Below are 23,025 nucleotides of genomic sequence, written 5' to 3'. Positions count from 1 at the left end.
TGGGTGCGGAGTGCCCGGAGCCGGACTTGAACCGGCACGGCCCGTAGGCCAGCGAGGTTTAAGCTCGCCGTGTCTGCATTCCACCATCCGGGCCTGGGATCCCCCATGCCACCTCAAAGAGGGCAGCACGAGCGTAGCCCGCAGCGCACGACGCAGATCGGCCGCTCTTCCCGAGGTTGTCTTATTTTATTGGCAACTGAGTGAGCATCAGCGCCCGGTACAGGCCTTCGGCACATGCCTGAAGCCCTCCTTCGCCGGGAAGCCCCCCGGCGCATTTTCATGCCCGAATTGACGGAAACTCGACGCCTCGTCAGCGTGACCCTCACCCCCGCCGGGCCGCCCTTCCGGCCGCCGCCGACGCGGCAACAGGATCTGGAGCCGTCTCCTCCGCAGGGATGACACACACGCCCCCGCTACGCCCCAGGGGTGGTCCAGGACGGTCACAGGGGTTGACGTCCTCGCCCCGTGCCCTGACCCACGATGGAGAGGTCCGCCTTCCGTTCGCCGCCCGCATCCCCGGGGTCGCGGCGGAACTGATGGCCCTCGTACGACAGGAGCACCCTCCCGTGACCACCAACCACTCCGGCGTCGCCACCGCCACCCGCACCACCGCGGCGGCCGCCCGCGCCACGGACCTCACCAAGGTCTACGGACAGGGCGAGACCCAGGTGGTCGCCCTGGACGCGGTCTCCGTCGAGTTCCGGCAGGCCCAGTTCACCGCGATCATGGGCCCCTCGGGATCCGGCAAGTCGACGCTGATGCACTGCATGGCCGGGCTGGACTCGATCTCCGGCGGCTCCGCCCGGATCGGCGACATCGAGCTGACCGGGCTGAAGGACAAGAAGCTCACCCAACTCCGGCGCGACAAGATCGGTTTCATCTTCCAGGCGTTCAACCTGCTGCCGACCCTGACCGCCCTGGAGAACATCACCCTGCCCATGGACATCGCGGGCCGTAAGCCCGACCGCGCCTGGCTGGACCGCGTGGTGAAGACCGTGGGCCTGGCCGACCGCCTCAAGCACCGCCCCAGCCAGCTCTCCGGCGGCCAGCAGCAGCGGGTCGCGGTCGCCCGCGCGCTCGCCTCCCGACCCGAGATCATCTTCGCCGACGAGCCCACCGGCAACCTGGACTCGCGCTCCGGCGCCGAGGTCCTCGGCTTTCTGCGCAACTCCGTGCGCGAACTGGGCCAGACCGTGGTGATGGTGACCCACGACCCGGTCGCCGCCTCCTACGCGGACCGCGTGGTCTTCCTCGCCGACGGCCGGATCGTCGACGACATGGCCGGACCGACCGCCGACACGGTGCTGGAGCGCATGAAGGGCTTCGACGCCAAGGCCCGCACGAGCTGATCAACAGCAGCCGCCCCGTACGACCTGACCTCTCCCCCAGGACCCCTCATGTTCAAAACCGCCTTGCGCAATGTGCTTGCGCACAAGGCCCGGCTGCTGATGACCGTCCTCGCCGTGATGCTCGGCGTGGCCTTCGTCTCCGGCACCCTGGTCTTCACCGAGACCGTCTCCCAGGCATCCCAGGCCCAGTCCCGCCAGGACCTCCGTGACGTCGACGTGGCGCTCCACGCGCCGTCCGGCAACGGCTCCGGGGCGCCCGTCATCGACCAGAAGCTGCTCGACAAGTCCGCCCGGGTACCCGGCGCGGCCTCCGCCACCGGCCTCATCTCCGGCTTCACCGGCATCGCCGACAAGAACGGCGCGCTGATCGGCAACCCCAACTCCAGCAACGGCGGCAACTACTTCCCCGGCGCCGACGGCAAGGACGCCCGCTACCCGATGCGCGACGGCGCGGCCCCGCACGGCCCGCACGAGTTCGCACTGGACGCCGGCACAGCGGACAAGGCCGGCTACAAAGTCGGCGACACCGTACGGCTGTCCGCCAACGGACCGGTCCACGAGCAGAAGCTGACCGGCATCTTCACCACCGACGACGGTGGGGTCGCGGCCGGCGGCAGCATCGCCCTGTTCGACACCCCGACCGCCCAGAAGCTGCTGGGTGCCCCCGGCGGGTTCCAGCAGATCCGGATCAAGGCCGACCCGGGCACCTCCCAGACCGCCCTGAAGTCCGCGGTCGAGTCCGCGCTGCCCAAGGGCAGCGTCGAGGCCACCACCGGCAAGCAACTCGCCGACGACCTCGGCAAGATGAACGCCAAGCGGGCCAGCGACATGCAGACCTACCTGCTGGTCTTCGCCGGTATCGCGCTCTTCGTCGGCATCTTCCTGATCGCCAACACCTTCACCATGCTGGTCGCCCAGCGCACCAGGGAACTGGCGCTGCTGCGCGCGGTCGGCGCCAGCCGCCGCCAGGTCACCCGCTCGGTGCTGACCGAGGCATTCGTCGTCGGCGCGATCGCCTCCGTCGTCGGCTTTGCCGCCGGCATCGGCGTCGGCGCCGGGCTGCGCGCCCTGATGGGCAGCATGAGCGGCAACGTTCCCGAAGGCCCCCTGGTGGTGCCCATGTCGGCCGTGCTGACCTCGCTGCTTGTCGGCACCCTCGTCACCGTCCTGGCCGCCTGGCTGCCGGGCCGGCGCGCCTCGAAGATCCCGCCGATCGCCGCGATGAACAGCGTGCATGCCACCGCCACCACCAAATCGCTGGTGCTGCGCAACACCATCGGTGCGCTCTTCGCCGGCGCCGGTGTCGCCGTGGTCCTCTACGGCACCGGCGGATCCGCCGGCAAGAACGTCAACCTGGTACTGGCAGGCGGTGCGACGCTGCTGATGATCGGCGTGTTCGTCCTGACGCCGCTGCTGTCCCGCCCGCTGATCGCACTGGCAGCGCCCGTCCTGCGGGTCTTCGGGGTCGCCGGCACCCTCGCCCGGCAGAACTCGGTCCGCAATCCGCGCCGTACGGCGGCCACCGCCTCCGCGCTGATGGTCGGACTGACCCTGATCACCGGCCTGACGGTGGTCGCGACCAGTGTGCAGACCGCCATCGAGAAGCAGGCCGTCGCCTCGCTCAAGTCCGACTACGTGGTCTCCATGGCCGGCCCCGTGCCGCTCTCCCCCGACGTGGCGAAGAAGCTCCGCACCCTGGACGAGGTCACCGCCGTCAGCCCGCTGCGCCAGTCCTTCGCGGACCACACGATGCTGACCGGCGTCACCGGCAAGGACTTCGACAAGGTCGCCCGGCTCGACTTCACCCAGGGCTCACTGGGCACGATCCAGGGAAACCAGGTGGTCGTGGACAGCAAAACCGCCGAGGAGAAGGGGCTGCACCCCGGCTCCCGCTTCCCGGTGACCTTCGCGGACGGCAAGAAGAGCACGCTCACCGTCTCGGGTGTCTACGAGGGCAACGACCTCATCAACGGCGTCATCCTGGACAACGCCACACTGGCCCCGCATGAGAAGACGGCCGACGATTCACGGGTGCTGGTGAAGACCAAGGACGGCGCCACCGATGCCACCAAGGACGCGCTGATCACGGCGCTCGGCAAGAACCCGGCGCTCTCCGTCGCCGACAAGCAGGAGGTCACCGAAGCGATCGCCGGCATGGTCTCCCTGATGCTGAACATGCTGTACGCACTGCTCGCCATGGCCGTGATCGTCGCGGTGCTCGGCGTCATCAACACCCTGGCGATGTCGGTCTTCGAACGCTCGCAGGAGATCGGCATGCTGCGCGCCATCGGACTGGACCGCCCCGGTATCAAGCGGATGGTGCGGCTGGAGTCCCTGGTGATCTCGCTCTTCGGCGGGGTGCTCGGCATCGGCCTGGGCGTCTTCTTCGGCTGGGCGGCCGGTCCGTTGATCAGCAGCGACATGCCGACGTATGCGCTGGTGCTGCCCTGGGGACGGCTCGGCCTCTTCTTCGCGGCGGCGGCGCTGATCGGCGTACTGGCGGCCCTGTGGCCGGCCCGCCGGGCGGCGCGGCTGAACATGCTGACCGCCATCAAGGCGGAGTAGCACGCGGTGGGTGCGCCGGGCCCGGACGGGTCCGGCGCACCGCCGTGTCAACCGGTCCAGGTCCGCTCCCGCAGCGACACCCCGGATGCCCCGCCCTCCGGTGTCCGGACCGCCAGCACCTGGTTGACTCCTATCCGGTTGCGCTCGAAGGACAGCGCCGACGCGGCCATGTAGAGCCGCCACACCCGGGCCCGGCCCGCGGAGGTCAGGCGCGCCGCCTCGTCCCAGTGGCGCTCCAGATTGGTGACCCAGCTCCGCAGCGTCAGCGCGTAGTGCTCCCGGATCGCCTCCACGTCCCGCACCTCGAACCCGGCGTCCTCCAGCTGGCCGACGGTCCGGCCGATCGGCGCCAGCTCACCGTCCGGGAAGACATACCGGTCGATGAACTCATCGACGTGGTACGCCTCCTCGTCCGCGAGCGGCCGCCGGGCGATCTGGTGGTTGAGCAGCCGCCCGCCGGGCTTCAGGAGGGAGTAGAGGGCGCCGGCGTACTCCGCGTACTGCGTCCGGCCGACATGCTCGGCCATCCCGATCGAGGAGATCGCGTCGAACGGCTCGTCCTTGATCTCGCGGTAGTCCTGCACCCGGATCTCGATCCGGTCGGCGAGCCCGGCCTCGGCGATGCGCTTGCGGGCGAAGGTGGCCTGCTCCTCGGAGAGGGTGATGCCGACCGCCCGTACGCCGTACTCGCGGGCGGCGTGCAGCACCATCGAGCCCCAGCCGCAGCCCACGTCGAGCAGCCGCCGGCCCTCCCGGAGGCCGAGCTTGCGGCAGATCAGGTCGAGCTTGTCGCGCTGGGCGTCCTCCAGGGTGGCCTCGGGGCTCTCCCAGTAGGCGCAGGAGTAGACCATGGACGGGCCGAGCACCAGGGCGTAGAAGTCGTTGCCGACGTCGTAGTGGTGGCTGATGGCTTCCTTGTCGCGGCGCAGGGTGTGCAGCGGACCGCGGCGGCGTCTGACCTCTTCCGCGGGCGGGGTCGGCGGGACCGGGGCGCCGGCCAGACTCAGCAGTTCCCGGGCGGCGGCGCGGATCTCCGGGCGGGCCAGGGCGCGGAGCACGGCGGCGCGCTGCGGCTTGGGGGCGTCGTCGCGCTCCCAGATCAGCCCCGCGAGCTGGTCGAGCGCTTCGTAGAGATCGCCCTCGATGTCGAGGTCGCCGGCGACCCAGGCGCGGGCCAGGCCGAGTTCGCCCGGCTTGAACAGCAGCCGGCGCAGCGCCCGGCGATGGCGGATGACGAGTGTGGGTGCCCCCGGCGGGCCGGACTCGCTGCGGTCCCAGGCGCGGATGCGCACCGGAAGCGGTGCTCCCAGCACCTCCTCGGCGAGCTTGGTGAGCCGTCCAGCGGCGTCGGCCATGTCGCACACCTCCGTGTTGACGAGTCGGGCAAAGAAGCTTCACCCACCACGTAAACGCCAATGGGGCGCCCAGTTAGTCCCGTTCACACGTAAGAGAACCGCACACCGCCCGGTTTTCGCCAGAGCGGACACGCCAAAGGGCGCCCGCCCCACGGATGGCGGACGCCCTTCGGGCTGGTCGGAGTAGCCGACCGGGAATTCAGGAAGCCTTGGCCTTGGTCTTGTCCCCGGCCTCGGCGGCGGTCGGCGGGGCCGGCGCCGGCTTGGCGGCCTCGTAGAACTCCTCGCGGGGGTTCTCCATGGCGCCGAGCGAGACGACCTCGCGCTTGAGGAACATCGCCAGCGTCCAGTCGGCGAAGACCCGGATCTTGCGGTTGAACGTCGGCATCGCCATGCCGTGGTACGCGCGGTGCATGTACCAGGCGAGACGGCCCTTGAGCTTGATCTTCATCTTGCCCATGACGATCATCGCGACGCCCTTGTGCAGGCCCAGACCGGCGACCGCACCCTTGTTGGCGTGGCTGTACTCCTTCTGCGGGAAGCCCCGCATACCGGAGAGCACGTTGTCGCCGAGGACCTTGGCCTGCCGCAGCGCGTGCTGCGCGTTCGGCGGGCACCAGGCGTTCTCGTTGCCGTTCTTGCGGCCGACCATGTCCGGGACCTGGGCGTTGTCGCCGGCGGCCCAGATGTAGTCGGTGCCCTGCACCTGCAGGGTGGCGCCGGTGTCGACATGGCCGCGCGGGCCGAGCGGCAGACCGAAGCGGGCCAGCGCCGGGTTCGGCTTGACGCCCGCGGTCCACACGATGGTGTTGGAGTCGACCTCGAGGCCGTTGTTGAGCTTCACGTGGCCGTCGACGCAGGAGTCCATGCCGGTCTTGAGGTAGACCTCGACACCGCGGCCCTCGAGGTGCTCCTTGCCGTAGGCACCGAGCTTCGGGCCGACCTCGGGGAGGATCTTGTCGGCGACGTCGACCAGCAGGAAGCGCATGTCCTCGCGCTTCACGTTGTTGTAGTACTTCGCGGCGTCGCGGGCCATGTCCTCGACCTCACCGATGGTCTCCGCACCCGCGAAGCCACCGCCGACGAAGACGAAGGTGAGCGCCTTGCGGCGGACGTCCTCGTCGGTCGTGGAGTCGGCCTTGTCCAGCTGCTCCAGCACGTGGTTGCGCAGGCCGATGGCCTCTTCCACGCCCTTCATGCCGATGCCGTTCTCGGCCAGGCCGGGAATCGGGAAGGTACGGGAGACCGCGCCCATCGCGATGACCAGGTAGTCGAAGGGCAGCTCGTACGCCTCGCCGACCAGCGGGGCGATCGTGGCGACCTTGCGGTCCTGATCGATGGTGGTGACCCGGCCGGTGAGAACCTCCGCCTTGGGGAGCACGCGTCGTAGCGGAACCACGACGTGGCGGGGGGAGATGCTGCCGGCTGCAGCTTCGGGGAGGAAGGGCTGGTACGTCATGTACGAGCGCGGGTCGACGACCGTGACGGTCGCCTCGCCGTACCGCATCTGCTTGAGGATGCGGCGTGCCGCGTACAGGCCTACGTACCCACCGCCTACAACGAGGATCCTGGGACGCTCCGTGGTGCTCATGCAATCGAGTATCCACCCCCACATGGGGGGTCGCTCGTGAGCCCCTTCACAAGCACTCGGGGGGCATCTGCTACACTCCGCCGGCTTCGTGACCGACGCCATAGTCCAATCCGGAACCACCGTGTGGCGCAAGGCGTTGGAGACCCCCGTTGATCAGGGATTGTCGCCCTTCGAGCGGCTGAACCACCGCTTCCGTGAGCGCACCACCGCCGCGTCGGCAACCGCGCATTCTCCGGGTGGAGAGGTCCTAGGACCTTCGAATGAGGGTCGGACGATCAGATTGTTCGTCCAACGCGAGGCTTTTTCATGTGAAGGATTTCACGAACTTTCTTCGCGGACCCGTCCCCGAGGCCTGCCGAAGCCCCCTGAAAGCCGCTCAGACGGGCATCCCGCCCGCTCAAAAAGCCGGTCGGCAGAGGCCGTTGCCGGCCCCTGCCGCACCGCTTGCCAGCTCAGCCCGCGAGGCTCCAGGCGATGCCGTCGAGGATGTCGTGCTCGCTGACGACGACCTCCCCGGCGCCCACCCGCTCCATGATCGACAGCAGCACGAGCGCGCCCGCGGCGATCACATCGACCCGGCCCGGGTGCATGACGGGGATGGCCGCGCGCTCGGCGTGCGTGGAGGACACCAGACGGTCGGTGATCTCGCGGACCTTCGCCAGGGGGATCCGGGAGTGGTGAATGGCCTCGGAGTCGTACTGGTTCAGGTCCAGCGCGATCGCGGCGACCGTGGTCACCGAGCCGGCCAGGCCCACGAGGGTGGCCGCCTCGCGCAGCGGGACGGTCTCCTCGGCCCGGTCCAGCGCCGCGGCCACATCGGCCTTTATGGCGGCGATCTGGCCCGGGGACGGCGGGTCGCTGATCTCGCCCTCGTGCACCAGATGCCGCTCGGTCATCCGTACGCAGCCGACATCGACCGAGCGGGCGGCGCGGACGGACGCGTCACCGAGGACGAATTCGGTCGAGCCACCGCCGATGTCCACCACCAGGAACGGCCGCTCCAGATCGGCGCGGCCGGTGAGCTCCTTGGTGGCGCCGTTGAAGGAGAACTCGGCCTCCTGGTCGCCGGTGATCACCTCGGGCTCCACCCCGAGGATGTCCACCACGCCGCGGACGAAGTCATCGCGGTTCTCCGCGTCCCGGGAGGCGGAGGTGGCGACGAAACGGACCTGCTCGGCGCCCAGGCCCTTGATCACCGCGGCGTACTCCCGGCAGGCCGCGAAGGTGCGCTCCAGCGCCTCGGGCGCCAGCCGCCCGGTGCGGTCCACGCCCTGGCCCAGCCGGACGATCTGCATCCGGCGGTCGAGGTCCTTCAGCTCACCCGTCGCCGGGTCGGCGTCCGCGACCAGCAGCCGGATGGAGTTCGTACCGCAGTCGATGGCGGCGACCCGCTTCACTTGGCGTCTCCTTCGGGAGCGTCCTGGGTCCCGGGAGCGTCCGGGCCCTGGGCGGCGTCCTGGCACGGGGTCACGCAGGGCCCCTTCTTCCACCACTCCGGCAGCATCGCGAGGGCCTCGTCACCGAGCGGGTTGACGCCCGGCCCGGCCGCCAGCGAATGGCCGACGAGGACATGCAGGCACTTGACCCGGTCGGGCATACCGCCCGCGCTCGGGAAGCCCTGCAGCACCTCGATGGCGTCCCGCCGCCGGATGTAGTCCTCGTGGGCCGCCCGGTAGGCGGCGGCCAGCTCGGGGTCGGCCGCGAGCCGTTCGCTCATCTCCTTCATCACGCCGTTGGCCTCCAGCGTGCCGATCGCGGAGGCCGCGCGCGGGCAGGTGAGGTAGTAGAGCGTGGGGAAGGGCGTGCCGTCCTCCAGGCGCGGCGCCGTCTCGACGACGTCCGGCTGCCCGCAGGGGCAGCGGTGCGCGATGGCGCGCAGCCCGCGGGGCGGGCGGCCGAGCTGCTCCTTGAAGGCGGCGATGTCCGCGGCGGTGGGCTCGGTGGGCTCGGTCTGGGGCGGGGGGGTGTCCATGTGCGCTTTCGGTGAGGTGAGTGGTGTGGAGGGGCGGTGCGGCGCGGCGGGCCGCACGCTGTCGACAGTACGGGTCGGCGTCCGCCGGCGGTACGGGCCGGCGCTACCGCTTGTCGGCCGCGTCGACGGCGTCCCACAGATTCTCGTACCAGGGACGCTGCGCCGCTTGCGCCCCCTTGGGCGCGGAGCCGGTGCCGGAGCCGTCCGGGACGATGTATCCGGCCTCGCCCGGCATCACGTAGTGCAGATGCCGGCGGGCCTGCTGGCGTACGAACGCCGGGTCCTGCCAGCGGGCCTTCTGCTCGCGCAGCCGGTCCAGGGCGGCACCGGCCTCCTGGGCCTTGCGGCGCTGGTCGGCGATGTCCGAGCGCTGGGAGACGTACTGCCTTATGGGATACGCGAGGGCGACGACCAGGGAGCACATCACCAGGGCCAGCAGTGCGGCACGGCCGGTGAGGCGGTTGCGGCGGGGCGGGCGGGCGCGGTAGACGCGGGCGGCGGCCTGCTCGCCGAGCGCCTTGAGTCGGGTCGCGGTCGAGAACCGGTCCGCGGGCACGTCGTCTCCCCTTCACTGACGGACGCCTGACTGCTTCAAGCAGGTACGTCCCCGGCAACGGTACGGGACCGTCGCCGGGGACGTACGGGGTGCCGGGCGATTGCCTCGCCCGTTCAGCCCCTGCTGCCTTGTCCGGCCCGGCAGCGGGCCGCCTTCGTCAGCTGCTGTGGCGGAAGCGCGGGAAGGCGGAGCGGCCGGCGTAGACCGCGGCGTCGTCGAGGATCTCCTCGATGCGCAGCAGCTGGTTGTACTTGGCGACGCGCTCGGAGCGGGCCGGGGCGCCGGTCTTGATCTGGCCGCAGTTGGTGGCGACGGCGAGGTCGGCGATGGTGACGTCCTCGGTCTCACCGGAGCGGTGCGACATCATGCACTTGAAGCCGTTGCGCTGGGCCAGCTCGACGGCGTCCAGGGTCTCGGTCAGCGAGCCGATCTGGTTGACCTTCACCAGCAGCGCGTTGGCGGAGCCCTCCTCGATGCCGCGGGCGAGGCGCTCGGGGTTGGTGACGAACAGGTCGTCGCCGACGAGCTGGACCTTGGCGCCGAGCTTGTCGGTGATGACCTTCCAGCCGGCCCAGTCGTCCTCGAACAGCGGGTCCTCGATGGAGACGAGCGGGTAGGCCGCCACGAGCTCCTCGTAGTACTCGGTCATCTCGGCGGCCGAGCGGTCCTTGCCCTCGAACTGGTACTTGCCGTCCTTGTAGAACTCGGAGGCGGCGACGTCCAGCGCGAGCGCGATGTCCTGGCCGGGGGCGTAACCGGCCTGCTTGATGGCCTCCAGGATGAGGTCGAGGGCCTCACGGTTGGAACCCAGGTTCGGGGCGAAGCCACCCTCGTCACCGAGACCGGTGGACAGGCCGCGCTCCTTCAGGACCTTCTTGAGGGTGTGGTAGACCTCGGCGCCCCAGCGCAGCGCCTCGGAGAAGGACTCCGCGCCGATCGGGGCGATCATGAACTCCTGGATGTCCACGTTGGAGTCGGCGTGCGAGCCGCCGTTCAGGATGTTCATCATCGGGACGGGCAGCACGTGCGCGTTCGGGCCGCCGAGGTAGCGGAACAGCGGGAGGTCGCTGGCCTCGGAGGCGGCGTGCGCCACGGCGAGGGAGACGCCGAGGATGGCGTTGGCGCCGAGCGAGCCCTTGTTGTCGGTGGCGTCCAGGTCGAACATGGCCTGGTCGATCAGCCGCTGCTCGGTCGCGTCGTAGCCGACGAGCTCCGGGCCGATCTGCTCGATGACGGCCAGGACGGCCTTCTCCACACCCTTGCCCAGGTAGCGGTTCGGGTCGCCGTCGCGGAGCTCGATGGCCTCGAAGGCGCCGGTGGAGGCGCCGGACGGGACGGCGGCACGGCCGGTGCTGCCGTCGTCGAGGCCGACCTCGACCTCGACCGTGGGATTACCTCGCGAGTCGAGAATTTCGCGGGCTACGACGACGTCGATCGACGGCACGTTGTCTCCTTCGTGGGTGTCTGGCGTTCTGCGCATGAGCCTAACGGCCCCGGGCGCGTCCGCCTGCCCTTGGCCCGCTCCGTGGGACGAAAACAGGCCCAAAGGCCCAGTTCACGGGACGTTTGGGCACATTGTTCACTGAACGGGAAAAGTTGCTGAACAGCGCCGGTCAGCGGCCTGCCGCCGGCCGGGGCGCCTCGGGCCCGTGGCCCGGGATGCGAGAAGCCCCGCCACGACGCGCCGGGGGGGAAGGGCGCGCCGTGGCGGGGCGGTCTCACGGAGGAAGGGGGCCCGCCGCTCGAGCCCGCCGGTGCCCCGGTGAGAAAGCGGCTCAGACGGTGAGCTGCTGACCGGGGATGATCAGGTTCGGGTTGCCGCCGATGACCGACTTGTTCGCCTTGTAGACGGACTTCCAGTCGGTGCCGTGGGCCTTGGCGATCTTGGCGAGGGTGTCGCCCGCCTTGACGGTGTAGTTGCCGTCGCCCGTGGACTTGCGCTCGGCGGACCGCGAGGCACGGTCCTCGGAGGCGGACGGGGCCTTCTTGGCCTCGGGCTTGGCGGACTCCTGCTTCGGCGCGGACTTGGTCTGCGCGGAGGTGTCGACGTCGGCGGCCGGGCCACCGGAGGTCAGGTTGCCCGCACCGGCGCAGGACCAGGCACCCGGGCCCTGGATGGCGAGGAGCTTCTCGGCGGCGGCGATCTGCTGGGACTTGGTGGCCAGGTCGGCGCGCGGCGCGTACTGGGTGCCACCGGCGGCGGCCCAGCTGGAGTTGGAGAACTGCAGGCCACCGTAGTAGCCGTTACCGGTGTTGATCGACCAGTTGCCGCCGGACTCGCACTGGGCGACCTTGTCCCAGGTGGCGACGGAGGCGGCGGAGGCGGAGGTGGCGCCCATCAGCGGCACGGCCACGGCGGCACCGGCGACACCGGCGAGGGTGGCGACGCGGACGGCCTTGGAGGGACGACGGTGCTTGCCCTTGAAGATCAGCATGGTTCGTTCGTTTCCTCACCGACGCCTACGAGGTGAGCTGTCGGGTTCGGACTGATGAGTCGCCCGGCCGTGTGCGCAGGACGCACGTGGCTTCACCCCAAGCCGGTTGACCCGTTTTCACGGGCGGGGCCGGCACAAATCCTGGGTCCCCCGCTCCTGCCTTCGGCGCTTGCGCGTCAAGTGCCTTCGACCACCGGCAGGATTCGGCGTGTGATCGAAGGGCCCGCTTTGGCGAGCGGTCCTGACGTTAAGCAGTAATCCCCTTGGGGTTCAAACCCCACCATCTGAACCAAGTTGACCGTTTTTGATCACGGGTTGGTTACATATTCGCAGGTGAGGCCCGGTATGCCGGGGTTGAGCAGCCCGGACCCCACCACAGTCAACGAGACCCTTGTCTCACTTTCCCAAAAGAGGGCGAAGGGTGCCGAACTACCCTGCGTTCCGCCCGAGATCGAGCTGCTGACCGGGCTGGATCAGGTCCGCGTCGGAGCCGATGACGCCCTCGTTGCGGTCGTAGAGCTCGGCCCATCCGCCGGGCAGCCGGTGGGCCGTGGCGATGGCTGACAGGCTGTCACCCGGGCGCACCGTGTAGTCGCCGTCGGCCGCCGGGCCCGTGCGGTGCGCGTCATCGCCGCGCGAGGCGTGCCGTCCGCCGGCGGACCGGCCGTCGTCGTCACCGTCACCGGCGTCCCCGTCGCCCGCCTCACCGCGGTGCTTGCCCTTGCCGGGCACCTCGCGCGGAGTGCCGCTGCTGTCCGTACGGCTGCCGCCGTCGGACGGGTCCGTGGAGGGCTCGTCGGACGGCTCGGCGGACTGCGACGGGCCCTCGTCCCGGTCGCCGCCCCGGTCGTCGCCCCTGTCGCCGGGCGTCGCCGGGTCGGACGGCTCCGGGCTCGCGGACGAGTCGCCGGGCCCGTCGGACTTCGAGGCGTCGGGCGAGGGCGTCACGTCGGACGGCAGACCGCTCGACTCGTCGCTGGGCTCGTCGCTCGGCCCGTCGTTCCTGCCGTCGGAGTCCGCACGGTCGTGGGAGTCGGACGAACCGGGGGTGTCCCAGGGGTCGAGGGAGCCCTCGGAGTCCGAGGGGTCGGGCGCCGGGGTGCTGGTGCTGCCCGGGTCGACCTCCGGTGCCCGGCCGTCGTCGGTCAGCCCGGCGTTCACCGCACAGCTCGGCCAGGCGTCCGGCCCGCGGTCGTCGAGGATCGACTCGGCGACCGCGATCTGCTGGGAGCGGCTGGCGAGGTCGGGGCGCGACGCATAGGACGAGCCGCCGTAGTTGTCCCACATCTCCTGGGTGAGCTGCAGGCCGCCGTAGTAGCCGTTGCCCGACGCCGCGCTCCACACGCCGCCGCTCTCGCACTGGGCGACCTTGTCCCAGGTCGAGGTGTCGGCGGCCTGTGCACCGCTCGCGGCGAACAGCGGCAGGGCGAGGCCTGCGCCGGTCACTCCCGCCGTGACAAAGATGGCCGGTGCCTGACGGGGTCGACGATGTCGGCCGTTCCCGGAACGCATGCGGATGCCTTTCGCGCGGCGGTTGAGTTTTTCGACGAGCTCTTCGAGCTGCTCGACGGGGCTTCCGGCCGGCCGACGCACGCGAGCGGCACCGTTACACCGGTCCCCCACATCACCGCTTCGACCGATCGAGTGAAGCCTGTCGATCGTCGGGTCGAAAGGTAGCCGGGGTCAGGAGTAGTCACAAGTCGGTGTAGTGCGGATCACGTAAAGGTCACGCAGTTGACTCTGCGTCACATTACGCTTTACCGCTGGTCAGGGCCGCTCCGGAGTGAACTCCACCGGAAGTGAACGCAGTCCGCGCATGATGAGCCCGCCACGCCAGCGCAAATCGTCAGGTTCCGCGGCAAGACGGATGTCGGGGAGCCGGGTCAGCAGGGTCGCCAGCGCGCTCTGCCCTTCGAGGCGGGCGAGCGGCGCACCCAGACAGTAGTGGATGCCGTGCCCGTATCCCAGATGCTGATTGTCACGCCGGGTCAGATCGAGCACATCCGGCTCCTCGAAGCGCGCCGGGTCGCGGTCGGCGGCGGCCAGCACCACCAGGACCGGGTCCCCCTCGGCGATCCGCTGCCCGCCGAGCGTCAGCTCCTGGGTCGCGAACCGCCAGGTCGCCAGCTCCACGGGTCCGTCGTAACGGAGCAGTTCCTCGATGCCGGTGGTGAGCAGGTCGGTGTCGCCCGCCGCGATCGACTTCTGCAGCAGCTCACGCTGGGCGGGGTGGCGCAGCAGCGCATAGGTGCCGTTGCCGATGAGGTTGACGGTGGTCTCGAAGCCCGCGAAGAGCAGGATGAAGGCCATCGCGGCGGCCTCGTTCTCGGTCAGGTGCTCACCGTGATCGGAGGCCCTGATCAGGGCGGAGATCAGATCCTCGTCCGCCTCGGCGGTCTCGCCCAGGGACTCGCGCTTGCGGTGGATCAGCTCGGCGAGATAGCCGCGCATCTTCTTCACGGAGCGGGCGACGCCGCCGCGCGGCCCTCCGCCGTGCCGGATCATCATGCCCGCCCAGTCCCGGAAGTCGTCCTGGTCCTCGCGCGGTACGCCCAGCAGATCGCAGATCGCGTAGATCGGGAGCGGAAAGGCGAACTCATGGATGAGGTCGGCCTCGCCCTTCGCCGCGAACTGGTCGATGAGGTGGTCGGTCAGCTCCTGGACCCGCGGGGCGAAGGCGGCGACCCGGCGCGGGGTGAACGCCTTCGAGACCAGGCGGCGCAGCCGGGTGTGGTCCGGGGGGTCGATGTTGAGCAGATGCGTCATGAGGTTGGCGCTGCGCTCGCCCGGGATGCCGACCTTGCCCTTGCCGTGCGCGGCCTCGCTGTGGTGGACCGGGTTCTTGGACAGCCGGGCGTCGGCCAGCGCCTGCCGCGCCTCCGTGTACCGCGTCACCAGCCAGGCCTCGACACCGCTGGGCAACTCGGTCCGGTGCACCGGCGCATGCTCGCGCAGCCAGGCGTACGCGGGGTACGGGTCGGAGGCGAACTCCCAGGTGAACAGCGCGGGGGCGGGCCCGGCGGCGGGGCAGCCCGCGGGGGCGTCGGCGGCGGTGGTGTGGGGCTTGTCGTGCACCTTCCGACCGTAACCGCTGGGCGCACAACGGCGCGCCCGCGCACCGCCGGGCCCAACGCACGGGGCGGGCCCAACGCACGGGGCGGGCCCACGCCGCCCTACGCCGGATCCCCCCTCTGTGCCGGATCCACCCCCAGGCCGGTCAGGAACGCCACGGCCGCCGGCGACGGGCCGAGACCGCTCCACACCACCCGCTCGGTCCGCTCGGGCGCCGGCCGCACCCGCACGATGTCCAGCCCGGCCAGCTCGGAGGCGATGGCCTCCGGCACCATGCCGACGCCCAGTCCCGCCCGGACCAGCTTCGCCAGGAACTCGACCGTGGTCACCTCGTACGCCACCTCCGAGGTCAGCCCCGCCGCACGGAACGCGTCCTCGCGCTGCCGGCGGGCCGCGGACCCCGCCGTGAAGTCGACAAAGGTCTCCCGCGCCATCCGCGACAGCGTGGTCCACTCCCGCCCCGCCAGCGGATGCCCCGGCGGCACGACGGCGACCAGCTCACCGCGCGACAGCTCCTTCTCCCGTACGCCGACGGTGCGCGCAGCGGGCACCAGCCCGACGAACGCCACGTCCAGCACGCCCTGCCGCACCTGTTCGAGCAGCTGGTCGCTCATCGCGGTCTGCAGACTGATCCGCACCTGCGGGCACCGCGTACGGAAGGCCCCCAGCTCCCGGGCGAGATCCACGGCCGCGACGGTGGAGATCGCGCCGACCGCGAGCCGGCCGCGTACCTCCCCGGTCGCCGCCGCCACCTCGGCGCGGGCCCGCTCGGCAGCCTCCAGCGCCTGCCGGGCGACCGGGACGAAGGCCTCCCCGGCGGCGGTCAGCCGGACACTGCGGCTGGTCCGGTCGAAGAGCCGGGCACCGAGCTCCTTCTCCAGCCGGGCGATCTGATGGCTGAGCGCGGACTGCACCACATGGCAGCGCTCGGCGGCCCGGGTGAACCCGCCGGTCTCGGCCACCGCGACCACATACCGCATCTGCTGAAGCTCCATATCCCGCACCCTAGCCAGCATTGATCACGATTCACGATGGATGCGATGAAAACGATGTGTTGGACTCATTGATCTGCGGACCCCAGGCTGGGACGTGCCCGCCGCCACGGTGGCCGTGGGCGTACAGGGGAGGTCAGGTCATGGAGACCGAGCACATACCGGAGCCGCCCGCCGGGGAGGCACCGGGGACGCGGCCGGGCCTGGGCCGCGGCACCCTGCTGCTGATGTCGGTCGCCGCCGGACTCTCCGTCGCCGGCAACTACTTCGCCCAGCCCCTGCTGGACCTCATCGGCCGCGATCTGCACCTTTCCGCGTCCACCGCCGCACTGGTCGTCACCGTGGCCCAGGTCGGCTACGGACTCGGCCTGCTGCTGCTCGTCCCGCTCGGCGATCTGCTGGAGCGGCGCCGGCTGGCCGTCACCCTGACCGCGGCGACCGCGGTCTTCCTCACCGTCACGGCGAGCGCGCCCCACGCCGCCCTCCTGCTCACCGGCACCGCCCTGACCGGCCTCACCTCGGTCGCCGCCCAGGTCGTGGTGCCCTACGCGGCGACCCTCGCGGCACCCGCCCAGCGCGGCCGGACCGTCGGCACCGTCATGACCGGGCTGCTGCTCGGCATCCTGCTGGCCCGTACGGCCGCCGGACTGCTCGCCGAGCTGGGCGGCTGGCGCACCGTGTACTGGGTCAACGCGGCGCTGATGCTGCTGATGGCGGTGCTGCTGCGGCTCCGGCTGCCGGCCCTGCGCACCACGGCCGGGCTGCGCTATCCGGCGCTGCTGCGCTCCACGCTGGCGCTGTTCGGCCAGGAGCCGGTGCTGCGGTGGCGGGGTGCGCTGGGCGCGCTGACGTTCGCGGGCTTCAGCGTGCTGTGGACGGCGCTGGCGTTCTTGATGTCCGGACCGTCCTACGGCTGGCAGGAGTCGGCCATCGGGCTGCTGGGGCTGGTGGGCGCGGCCGGTTCACTGGCCGCCTCGGTGGGCGGACGGCTGGCGGACCGCGGCCTGGCACACCGGGTCACCGGCGCGGCCGCGTTCCTGCTCCTGGGTTCCTGGGGCCTGCTGGCCCTCGGCGGATCGGGCGGCAGCTGGTCCCTGGCCGCGCTGCTCGCCGGAGTGATCGTCCTGGACCTGGCCGCGCAGGCGGTGCACGTCAGCAACCAGAACCTGGTCTACGCGGTCCGCCCCGAGGCCCGTAACCGCCTCAACTCCGCGTACATGACCAGCTACTTCGTGGGCGGCGCTGTGGGCTCGGCGCTGACCTCGGTGGTCTGGGGCGCGGCGGGCTGGAGCGGGGTGTGCGTGCTGGGAGCGGGACTGGCGGCGGTGGTCGTGGCCCTGTGGGCGGTGGAGCGGATGCGGCGGCGCGCCTCCGGCGGGGGCCGGACGGGGCCGGGGCAGACGGCCGCCGCCGAGGCTCCGGCGCCGTCTTTCACGTCCTGACGGGCGGTGGCTCCGGCCCACGCCGGCCGCGGCGGTGGAGCCCCCGGGCCTGGGGGCTCCACCGCCGCGGTGAGGCGGGGCGTTCAGCTGTCGCCACAGTAAGGCGGTCGTTCAGCTGTGGGCGCTGATCACACCGCCGGCGCTGAGCACGACGTTCACGCCGTTGGCGACGAACCCGATGTCGTGCTGGTTCGCTTCCACCGTGTCATCCGCGTCCCCGCTCGGGCTGAGGAACTCCGCGCGGTAGTGGAGTTCGCCGACCTTCGAGACCTTGACCGTCCAGCCGCCCGCGATCTTGAAGGTGCCCGGCCCCTGGTGTCCGCCGCCCGTCCAGGAACGGACCTGGCCGTCCGACGTGAGCACGAGGAACATGTCATTGGCGTCGAGCCCGGCGTCCTGCCCCTTCGCCTCCAGCGTGGCCAGGACCGAACCGCGGGCGACGATCTTGGCGCGGTAGTGCTGGTCGCCGACCTTGGAGATCTCGGCCGTGCTGACGCCGTCCGCCAGGCGCTGGGTGCGGGCCGGGGATGCCGCCTTGCCACCATTGGTGGCGTGCGCGCCGCCCGACTGCTTGCCCGCCGCGCCGGACTTGGCGTCGGCCTTGGCACCGGGGCTCGCCGGGGCAGCGGAGCCCTGCGCCCCCGCGGAGGAACCCGCGCCGCTGGCCTCGACGGCAGCACCCGTGTCCGAGTGGCCCGCGGGCTTCGTGCCGGCGGCGTCCGACCCGGAGCAGGCGGTCAGCGTCAGGCCGGCGGCTGCGGTCAGGGCCAGGGCGGCCATGCGCAGGGTGCGGCGGCGAGCGGTGCGGACAGTGGTGCTGGAGCTCATTTCGGGTCCCCCCAGGACAGTCGGTGACGTGCTTTCCTCGGTACGTCACCCACTCTGGTCTGAGCCACTGTCGCAGCACTAACGTCCGGCTAACACGGGTGTGGGCAGCGGAAGGACGCCAAGGAGAATCCGAAAGACCGGGCGCGGACGACTGGTTGGGAATCACGGAGCTGCTTGCCGGAACCAGCGGCATCCGCCCGCCCAAGGTCATGGCCACCGGCGGCCCCGCCCCACGCCGACCGGAACGGTCAGGACTCTCAGACGTCACGCAGACCCATCGGACGTGTCCTGGCCGGCGCCGCCCTCCACCGCCAGCACCGCGTCCCGGTAGGCCCGCGCCGCCGCCCGCAGCGCGGCCTCCGGGTCGACGCCCTCCGCCTCGGCCCGTATGGCCATCGCCAGCAGCTCATAGCCGATCCCGTCGCCCGTGGGCGGGGCCACGTCCAGTCCGGCCGACCGCACCCGCGACGCCAGCTTCGCCGCGAGCGCCAGCCCCGGCTGCGCCAGCGGCACGCCCTCGGTCACCGACTCCCGCTGCTTCTCCTCCGCCTTCGTCCGCAGCCACTGGGCCCTGACCTCTTCCGGAGTGGCCGCGTCCGCCTCCCCGAAGACATGGGGGTGGCGGTGGAGCAGCTTCTCCACGATCGTGCCCGCCACGTCGTCGATGGAGAACGGCTCGTCCGGATCGTCCTGAGCGATCCGGGCGTGGAAGACCACCTGGAGAAGCACATCGCCGAGCTCCTCCCTCAGCTCCGCGCGATCCCCCTCCTCAATGGCCTCCACCAGCTCATACGCCTCCTCGATGCCGTACTTGGCGAGGTCGCGGTGCGTACGGATGCTGCTCCAGGGGCACTCGGCGCGGATCTGGTCCATGACCTGGACGAGGTCGAGCAGCCGGGCACCGGGGAGGTCGTAGGAGCCGGGCAGCAGCTCCAGGTCCGGCATGGTCTCGCGGCCGGAGCCGGCCAGCCGGGCCAGGCCGTCGGTCAGCGCGCTCTCACCGTCCGCCGAGGTCAGCACGACGGCCGTACGGTCCTGGGGGACGCAGTAGTCGACCAGTTCGCGGGCGGTGGGGGCGGCCGTCTCCACCTCGATGCCGGCCTCCCGCAGATAGGGCAGCTGCGGGTGGTCCGGATCGGCGCTCAGCACGCGGTCGGCCGCGCGCAGGATCTGCCATGCGGGCCAGGAGAGGAGCCCGGGGGCGACCCGGTGGCTGGTGGTGAGCAGGACCAGGCGTCCGGTGCCGGTGCCCTCGGGGCGGGCTTCGGCGCCGGTTTCGGCGGCGGAGGCGTCAGCGTTCACGCCTCGAACGTAACGCACCGCGCCGACACCGCCCGGCGCCGGTCGGCGCTCCCCCGGACCGCACGGGCGGCGCGGCCCGCCGCCGAGCGGAGGACGCGGCGCGGACCGCCCCGTACAGCCACCGCCGCCGGCCGCCGCTTACCGGCTCCCGGCCCGGTGCGCCACTGTCAGGCCTGCTGCTTCGCGGGCTCCCCCGTGATCCACGGATCCTTGGTCTCCCCGAGGATGACCTGCTGGTCGTCCCACTTGCCGAACCGCGGATTGACGTCGATCCCCATGGACCGGGAGGTCTTGGCCAGCGCACGGGCGAGCTTCTGCTGGCCCTCCGGCGCCCGGCGGTCCGCGTGCAGATGCTCGGCGACACCGTCGAGCAGCAGCTGATTGCGGACCATGGCGTCGATCTCGTCGGGGGCGACGCCCTGCTGGAGCCACATCGCCTTCAGCCGCTCGCCGCCGCCGGCCTGCTTCTCGGCCCGGGCCCGCCACTTCTGGATGTCGCCGCGGCTGACCGTCACCCCGGCGTCCCGCGCACCGCGCTCCAGCACCTCGTCGAAGATCATGCCGTTGAGGGTGGCCAGGCTCAGCCGCCCGGTGTTCATGATGAGCTGACCGCCCTGCGGGGACTTGGCCTGGGCGGCGCGTACGTCCTTCACCTTCGCCTGCAGCTGCGAAACGGTGATCCGCTTCCCGTCCACGATGGCCGCGGCACCGGGGTGGGCGTCACTGCCGCACGCGGCGAGCAACGGGGTCGCGGCCAGCAGGGCGGCGGTGGCGGATACGGAGAGCGCTGTCCTTCGGCGGAACACTTGGCCTCCCGGCAGATCGTGCGACGGAGTCTCGACCTTGATTGATCGATGCTATGGAGTCGGCGTGGCCCAGGCCACTGCTTCGGCCAACGATCTCGGGTAAGGACGGTTCCGCCGCGACAGCCGCTTGATCGCCACGAGGCCTGGATGCCGCCGGCCCGGAGGCCACCCCGCCCCTGCCCGGGGGGCATCGCCCGCCTCCGATTCACCCCTGCACCCTCCCCAGCCAATACAACGTCCGCCGCAGCTCCTCCGGGAACGGGTGGTGGGGGCCGTGCAGGCGTTCCGCGTCGTAGAGGAGGCGGGTGAGGGCTTCTTGGGCGGCGCCGCGTTCGCCCTGGGCGAGGAGCAAGTGGCCTATGGAGCGGCGGATTTCGAGGGGGCGTACGGGGTCGTCGGCGTAGTGCTCGAAGTAGGGGAGGAGGGCGCGGTACTCCTCCAGGGCCTGGGCGACCTCGCCGAGTTGTTCGAGGCACTGGGCGGCCTCGTAGTGGAACTGGAGGGCCTGGCGGGTGGCGCCGGCGCCGGATTCCTTGGCGAACTCCTCGGCCAGCAGCCGGAGTTCGGGCAGGGCGCGGCGGTACTGGCCGTCGTCCATGAGGGTGGCGGCGTACTGCTTGCGCAGGGTGCGGACGACCGGGGAGTGGGCGCCGTGCCGTTCGGCGGCGGCGGGCAGGATGCCGCCGAGGATGTCCACGGCGCGGGTGATCCGGCCCTGGTCGAGCAGGCTCTTGACCTCGTCTACGGCGGCCGCGACGTCCGGTCCGGAGGCGGAAGGGGAAGGGGAAGGCGAAGGCGAAGGAGAAGGGGAGGCGGAGGAGGTGCGGGGGTCTGAGGCGGAGGTCCAGGCGCCGGGGCGGGAGGTGCGGGCCGCGGCGGGGGCGGCGGAGGTGCGGGGGTCGGCGGCCGGGCGGGAGGCGGAGCGGGCGCCGGCCGGGGCGGAGGACGCGGCGGGGCCCGTCCCTGGGTAGGCAGCGGCCGCCCCGGCGGGGACCAGGGGCTCCGGTACCTGGGGTGTGGAGAGGGCGGTGGGTGTGGGGGCCAGTGTCCCGGAGGAGCGTGCCGGCCAGGGGGCGTGTGGCTGGCGGAAGGGACGGGTGGGGTCCATGGGGGCGAGAGGGGTGGGTGGGGACTGGGCGGCCTGGGGGCCGATGGTGGCTGTGGGGAGGAGGGGGGCCAGGGACTGGTAGACCTCCTGGGCGTCGGCGGGGCGGGCCTGGGGGTCCTTGCGCAGGAGGCGGAGGACGAGGGCTTCCAGGGCCTCGGGGACGTCGGGGCGCAGAGTGCGTACCGGGACCGGCTCCTCGTGGAGGTGGCGGTGGAGCACGCCCAGGGCCGTCGAGCCGGCGAACGGGACCTCGCCGCTGAGGAGTTCGTGGAGGAGGACCCCGAGGGCGTAGAGGTCGGTGTGCGGGCCTACCGCGCCACCCATGGCCTGTTCGGGCGCCATGTAGGCGGGGCTGCCGATGGGGGAGCCGGTGTGGGTGAGGCGGGTGGTGTCGGTGTCCAAGGCGGAGGCGATGCCCAGGTCGAGGATGACCACGGAGCCGTCCGGCCGGATCATGACATTGCGGGGCTTGAGGTCGCGGTGGACGATCGGGACGGCGTGGACGGAGGCCAAGACGGCGCAGAGCTGGGCCGCGACGGAGACCGCCCAGGGCCAGGGGTAGGGGTCGTGCTCGGCGAGGTGGTCGGAGAGGTCGGCGCCCTCGACGTACTGCATGACCAGGTAGAGGTCCTCGTCGTCGCTGCCGGCGTCATGGACGGTGACCAGCCCGGGGTGGTCGACCTGTGCGGTGACCCGGCATTCGCGGACGAAGCGGCGGCGCATCTCCTCGCCGTCCGGGGTGCCGGCCACCCGGTCGGGGCGCAGCAGTTTGACGCCGACCCGGCGGTCCAGGCGGCGGTCGTAGCCGATCCAGACCTGGCCCATCCCGCCCTGGCCGAGCAGCGCGGAGAGTTCGTAACGCTCCCCGATGACCCGGCCGTTCACCGGCCCTCCTCCTTGCGGAGGTAGTCGCTGAGCTCATCGAGCTCGGCCCGCACCCGGTCGATGCGCTGCGGGGGCTGGGGCCGGTCCGGGGGCGGGGCGTACGGGCCGGTCGGCGGCGGTGAGGGGCGGGGTGGTGCGCCCGGCCCCCCGGGCGGCGGCAGCCGGGTCTCGGTCATGGCGTACGGGTTGACGGGGGCGGCGCCGCCCGGTGCCCCGTACGGCTGGGTCTCCTGGGCGTGGTGCGGGACCGGGGGCCGGGCCGGGCCGTAGGGGTGCGGCGGCGTCCCGGCGGCCGGGTATCCCGTCGGGACGGCGGCGTAGGCGGAGCCGTATCCCGGCACCTGCCCGGCGGGCGGGCCGTACGGCTGCCCGGCCGTCCGCGCCGCCCGCAGGTCGGCCACGAGGTAGTAGGCCACGGCGCCGGCCATCTGCAGCAGGATCACGGCAACCGCGACGTCCGTGTGCCAGTCCGTCTCGGGGTAGCCCCCCGACCACACGATGGTGCCGGTGAGCAGGACCAGATCGGCGCCGAAGAGCCACCATCCCAGCGGCTTGCGCTGGACGAGCGCGGCCCGCAGCAGCGCGGCCCAGGCCAGAAAGCCCAGGCTGAGCACCGCGACGGCCACGAAGACCACCCGCAGCAGGATGACCGTCGACCGCGCCGGGGGACGGTGCGGCGGGAGGGCCGGGACGGGGCCGTGCATTACTGCTCCTGACGGATCGGTTCATGGCCGGTGGGGCCGTGCTGCCACGGCGGCCTCGCGCGC

Annotated in this window: 18 protein-coding genes, 1 tRNA gene and 1 riboswitch; of the genes, 3 read left to right on the top strand and 16 right to left on the bottom strand. The window is 71.6% G+C overall.

Annotation, left to right across the window (positions count from 1 at the left end; genetic code table 11):
* Positions 1-11 precede the first annotated feature (11 nt).
* Positions 12-93 (bottom strand) — tRNA-Leu (locus STRNI_RS25545).
* A gap of 473 nt (positions 94-566) precedes the next feature.
* On the opposite strand from STRNI_RS25545, the gene STRNI_RS25540 reads away from it, so the two are divergent.
* Both STRNI_RS25540 and STRNI_RS25535 read left to right on the top strand, forming a co-directional pair.
* Positions 567-1,349, top strand: coding sequence for an ABC transporter ATP-binding protein (locus STRNI_RS25540; RefSeq protein WP_026170262.1), 783 nt, complete (start codon positions 567-569; stop codon positions 1,347-1,349).
* A 48-nt stretch (positions 1,350-1,397) separates the two neighbouring features.
* A complete protein-coding gene (locus STRNI_RS25535; RefSeq protein ID WP_277412083.1) occupies positions 1,398-3,914 on the top strand; it encodes an ABC transporter permease in 2,517 nt (838 codons plus the stop codon).
* A gap of 47 nt (positions 3,915-3,961) precedes the next feature.
* On the opposite strand, the gene STRNI_RS25530 is transcribed toward STRNI_RS25535, so the two are convergent.
* The 10 genes from STRNI_RS25530 to STRNI_RS25485 form a co-directional block, all read right to left on the bottom strand.
* The gene (locus tag STRNI_RS25530; protein WP_277412082.1) at positions 3,962-5,269 is read right to left on the bottom strand and encodes an SAM-dependent methyltransferase; all 1,308 of its coding nucleotides are present in this window, start codon (positions 5,267-5,269) and stop codon (positions 3,962-3,964) included.
* Between the two features lie 199 nt (positions 5,270-5,468).
* Positions 5,469-6,860, bottom strand: coding sequence for an NAD(P)/FAD-dependent oxidoreductase (locus STRNI_RS25525; RefSeq protein WP_018093115.1), 1,392 nt, complete (start codon positions 6,858-6,860; stop codon positions 5,469-5,471).
* Between the two features lie 452 nt (positions 6,861-7,312).
* A complete protein-coding gene (locus STRNI_RS25520) occupies positions 7,313-8,257 on the bottom strand; it encodes a Ppx/GppA phosphatase family protein (RefSeq protein ID WP_159488047.1) in 945 nt (314 codons plus the stop codon).
* On the bottom strand, positions 8,254-8,832 hold the full coding sequence (locus tag STRNI_RS25515; RefSeq protein ID WP_159488046.1) for a DUF501 domain-containing protein: 579 nt from the start codon (positions 8,830-8,832) through the stop codon (positions 8,254-8,256). Before STRNI_RS25515 ends, STRNI_RS25520 begins: the two co-directional genes overlap by 4 nt.
* Positions 8,833-8,935: 103 nt before the next feature.
* Entirely contained in the window at positions 8,936-9,388 is a 453-nt protein-coding gene (locus STRNI_RS25510; protein WP_018093112.1) for an FtsB family cell division protein, read from the bottom strand.
* Between the two features lie 157 nt (positions 9,389-9,545).
* Complete coding sequence (gene eno / locus STRNI_RS25505; RefSeq protein WP_051104274.1) at positions 9,546-10,868, bottom strand: phosphopyruvate hydratase; 1,323 nt, start codon at positions 10,866-10,868, stop codon at positions 9,546-9,548.
* Between the two features lie 295 nt (positions 10,869-11,163).
* The gene (locus STRNI_RS25500; protein ID WP_159488045.1) at positions 11,164-11,823 is read right to left on the bottom strand and encodes a LysM peptidoglycan-binding domain-containing protein; all 660 of its coding nucleotides are present in this window, start codon (positions 11,821-11,823) and stop codon (positions 11,164-11,166) included.
* A gap of 7 nt (positions 11,824-11,830) precedes the next feature.
* Positions 11,831-12,001: riboswitch (cyclic di-AMP (ydaO/yuaA leader) on the bottom strand.
* A gap of 251 nt (positions 12,002-12,252) precedes the next feature.
* A complete protein-coding gene (locus STRNI_RS25495; RefSeq protein WP_277412081.1) occupies positions 12,253-13,269 on the bottom strand; it encodes a LysM peptidoglycan-binding domain-containing protein in 1,017 nt (338 codons plus the stop codon).
* Positions 13,270-13,590: 321 nt separating this feature from the next.
* Positions 13,591-14,898 carry a cytochrome P450 family protein gene (locus STRNI_RS25490; protein ID WP_159488043.1) on the bottom strand — a complete coding sequence of 436 codons (1,308 nt, stop codon included), beginning with the start codon at positions 14,896-14,898 and terminating at the stop codon, positions 13,591-13,593.
* Positions 14,899-14,996: 98 nt separating this feature from the next.
* Positions 14,997-15,890 (bottom strand): LysR family transcriptional regulator, encoded by an 894-nt coding sequence (locus STRNI_RS25485; protein ID WP_277412080.1) that lies wholly within the window; start codon positions 15,888-15,890, stop codon positions 14,997-14,999.
* Between the two features lie 140 nt (positions 15,891-16,030).
* Between STRNI_RS25485 and STRNI_RS25480 the strand changes: the two genes are divergently transcribed.
* Entirely contained in the window at positions 16,031-17,329 is a 1,299-nt protein-coding gene (locus tag STRNI_RS25480; protein ID WP_277412079.1) for an MFS transporter, read from the top strand.
* Positions 17,330-17,440: 111 nt separating this feature from the next.
* On the opposite strand, the gene STRNI_RS25475 is transcribed toward STRNI_RS25480, so the two are convergent.
* The 5 genes from STRNI_RS25475 to STRNI_RS25455 all read right to left on the bottom strand — a co-directional run bounded on the left by STRNI_RS25475 (position 17,441) and on the right by STRNI_RS25455 (position 22,962).
* Positions 17,441-18,157, bottom strand: coding sequence for a hypothetical protein (locus STRNI_RS25475; RefSeq protein WP_277412078.1), 717 nt, complete (start codon positions 18,155-18,157; stop codon positions 17,441-17,443).
* A 264-nt stretch (positions 18,158-18,421) separates the two neighbouring features.
* Complete coding sequence (locus STRNI_RS25470) at positions 18,422-19,459, bottom strand: nucleoside triphosphate pyrophosphohydrolase (protein WP_018093104.1); 1,038 nt, start codon at positions 19,457-19,459, stop codon at positions 18,422-18,424.
* Between the two features lie 167 nt (positions 19,460-19,626).
* Positions 19,627-20,265: a SurA N-terminal domain-containing protein gene (locus STRNI_RS25465; protein WP_148591136.1), complete on the bottom strand. Its 639-nt coding sequence runs from the start codon at positions 20,263-20,265 to the stop codon at positions 19,627-19,629.
* Positions 20,266-20,470: 205 nt separating this feature from the next.
* Positions 20,471-22,258 carry a serine/threonine-protein kinase gene (locus STRNI_RS25460; protein ID WP_277412077.1) on the bottom strand — a complete coding sequence of 596 codons (1,788 nt, stop codon included), beginning with the start codon at positions 22,256-22,258 and terminating at the stop codon, positions 20,471-20,473.
* Positions 22,255-22,962, bottom strand: a complete 708-nt coding sequence (locus STRNI_RS25455; protein ID WP_277412076.1) for a hypothetical protein — start codon at positions 22,960-22,962, stop codon at positions 22,255-22,257. Before STRNI_RS25455 ends, STRNI_RS25460 begins: the two co-directional genes overlap by 4 nt.
* Positions 22,963-23,025 lie beyond the last annotated feature (63 nt).

This window comes from Streptomyces nigrescens (genome assembly GCF_027626975.1).
Classification (GTDB): Bacteria; Actinomycetota; Actinomycetes; order Streptomycetales; family Streptomycetaceae; genus Streptomyces; species Streptomyces nigrescens.
This window is presented reverse-complemented; position numbering and strand designations above follow the sequence as displayed.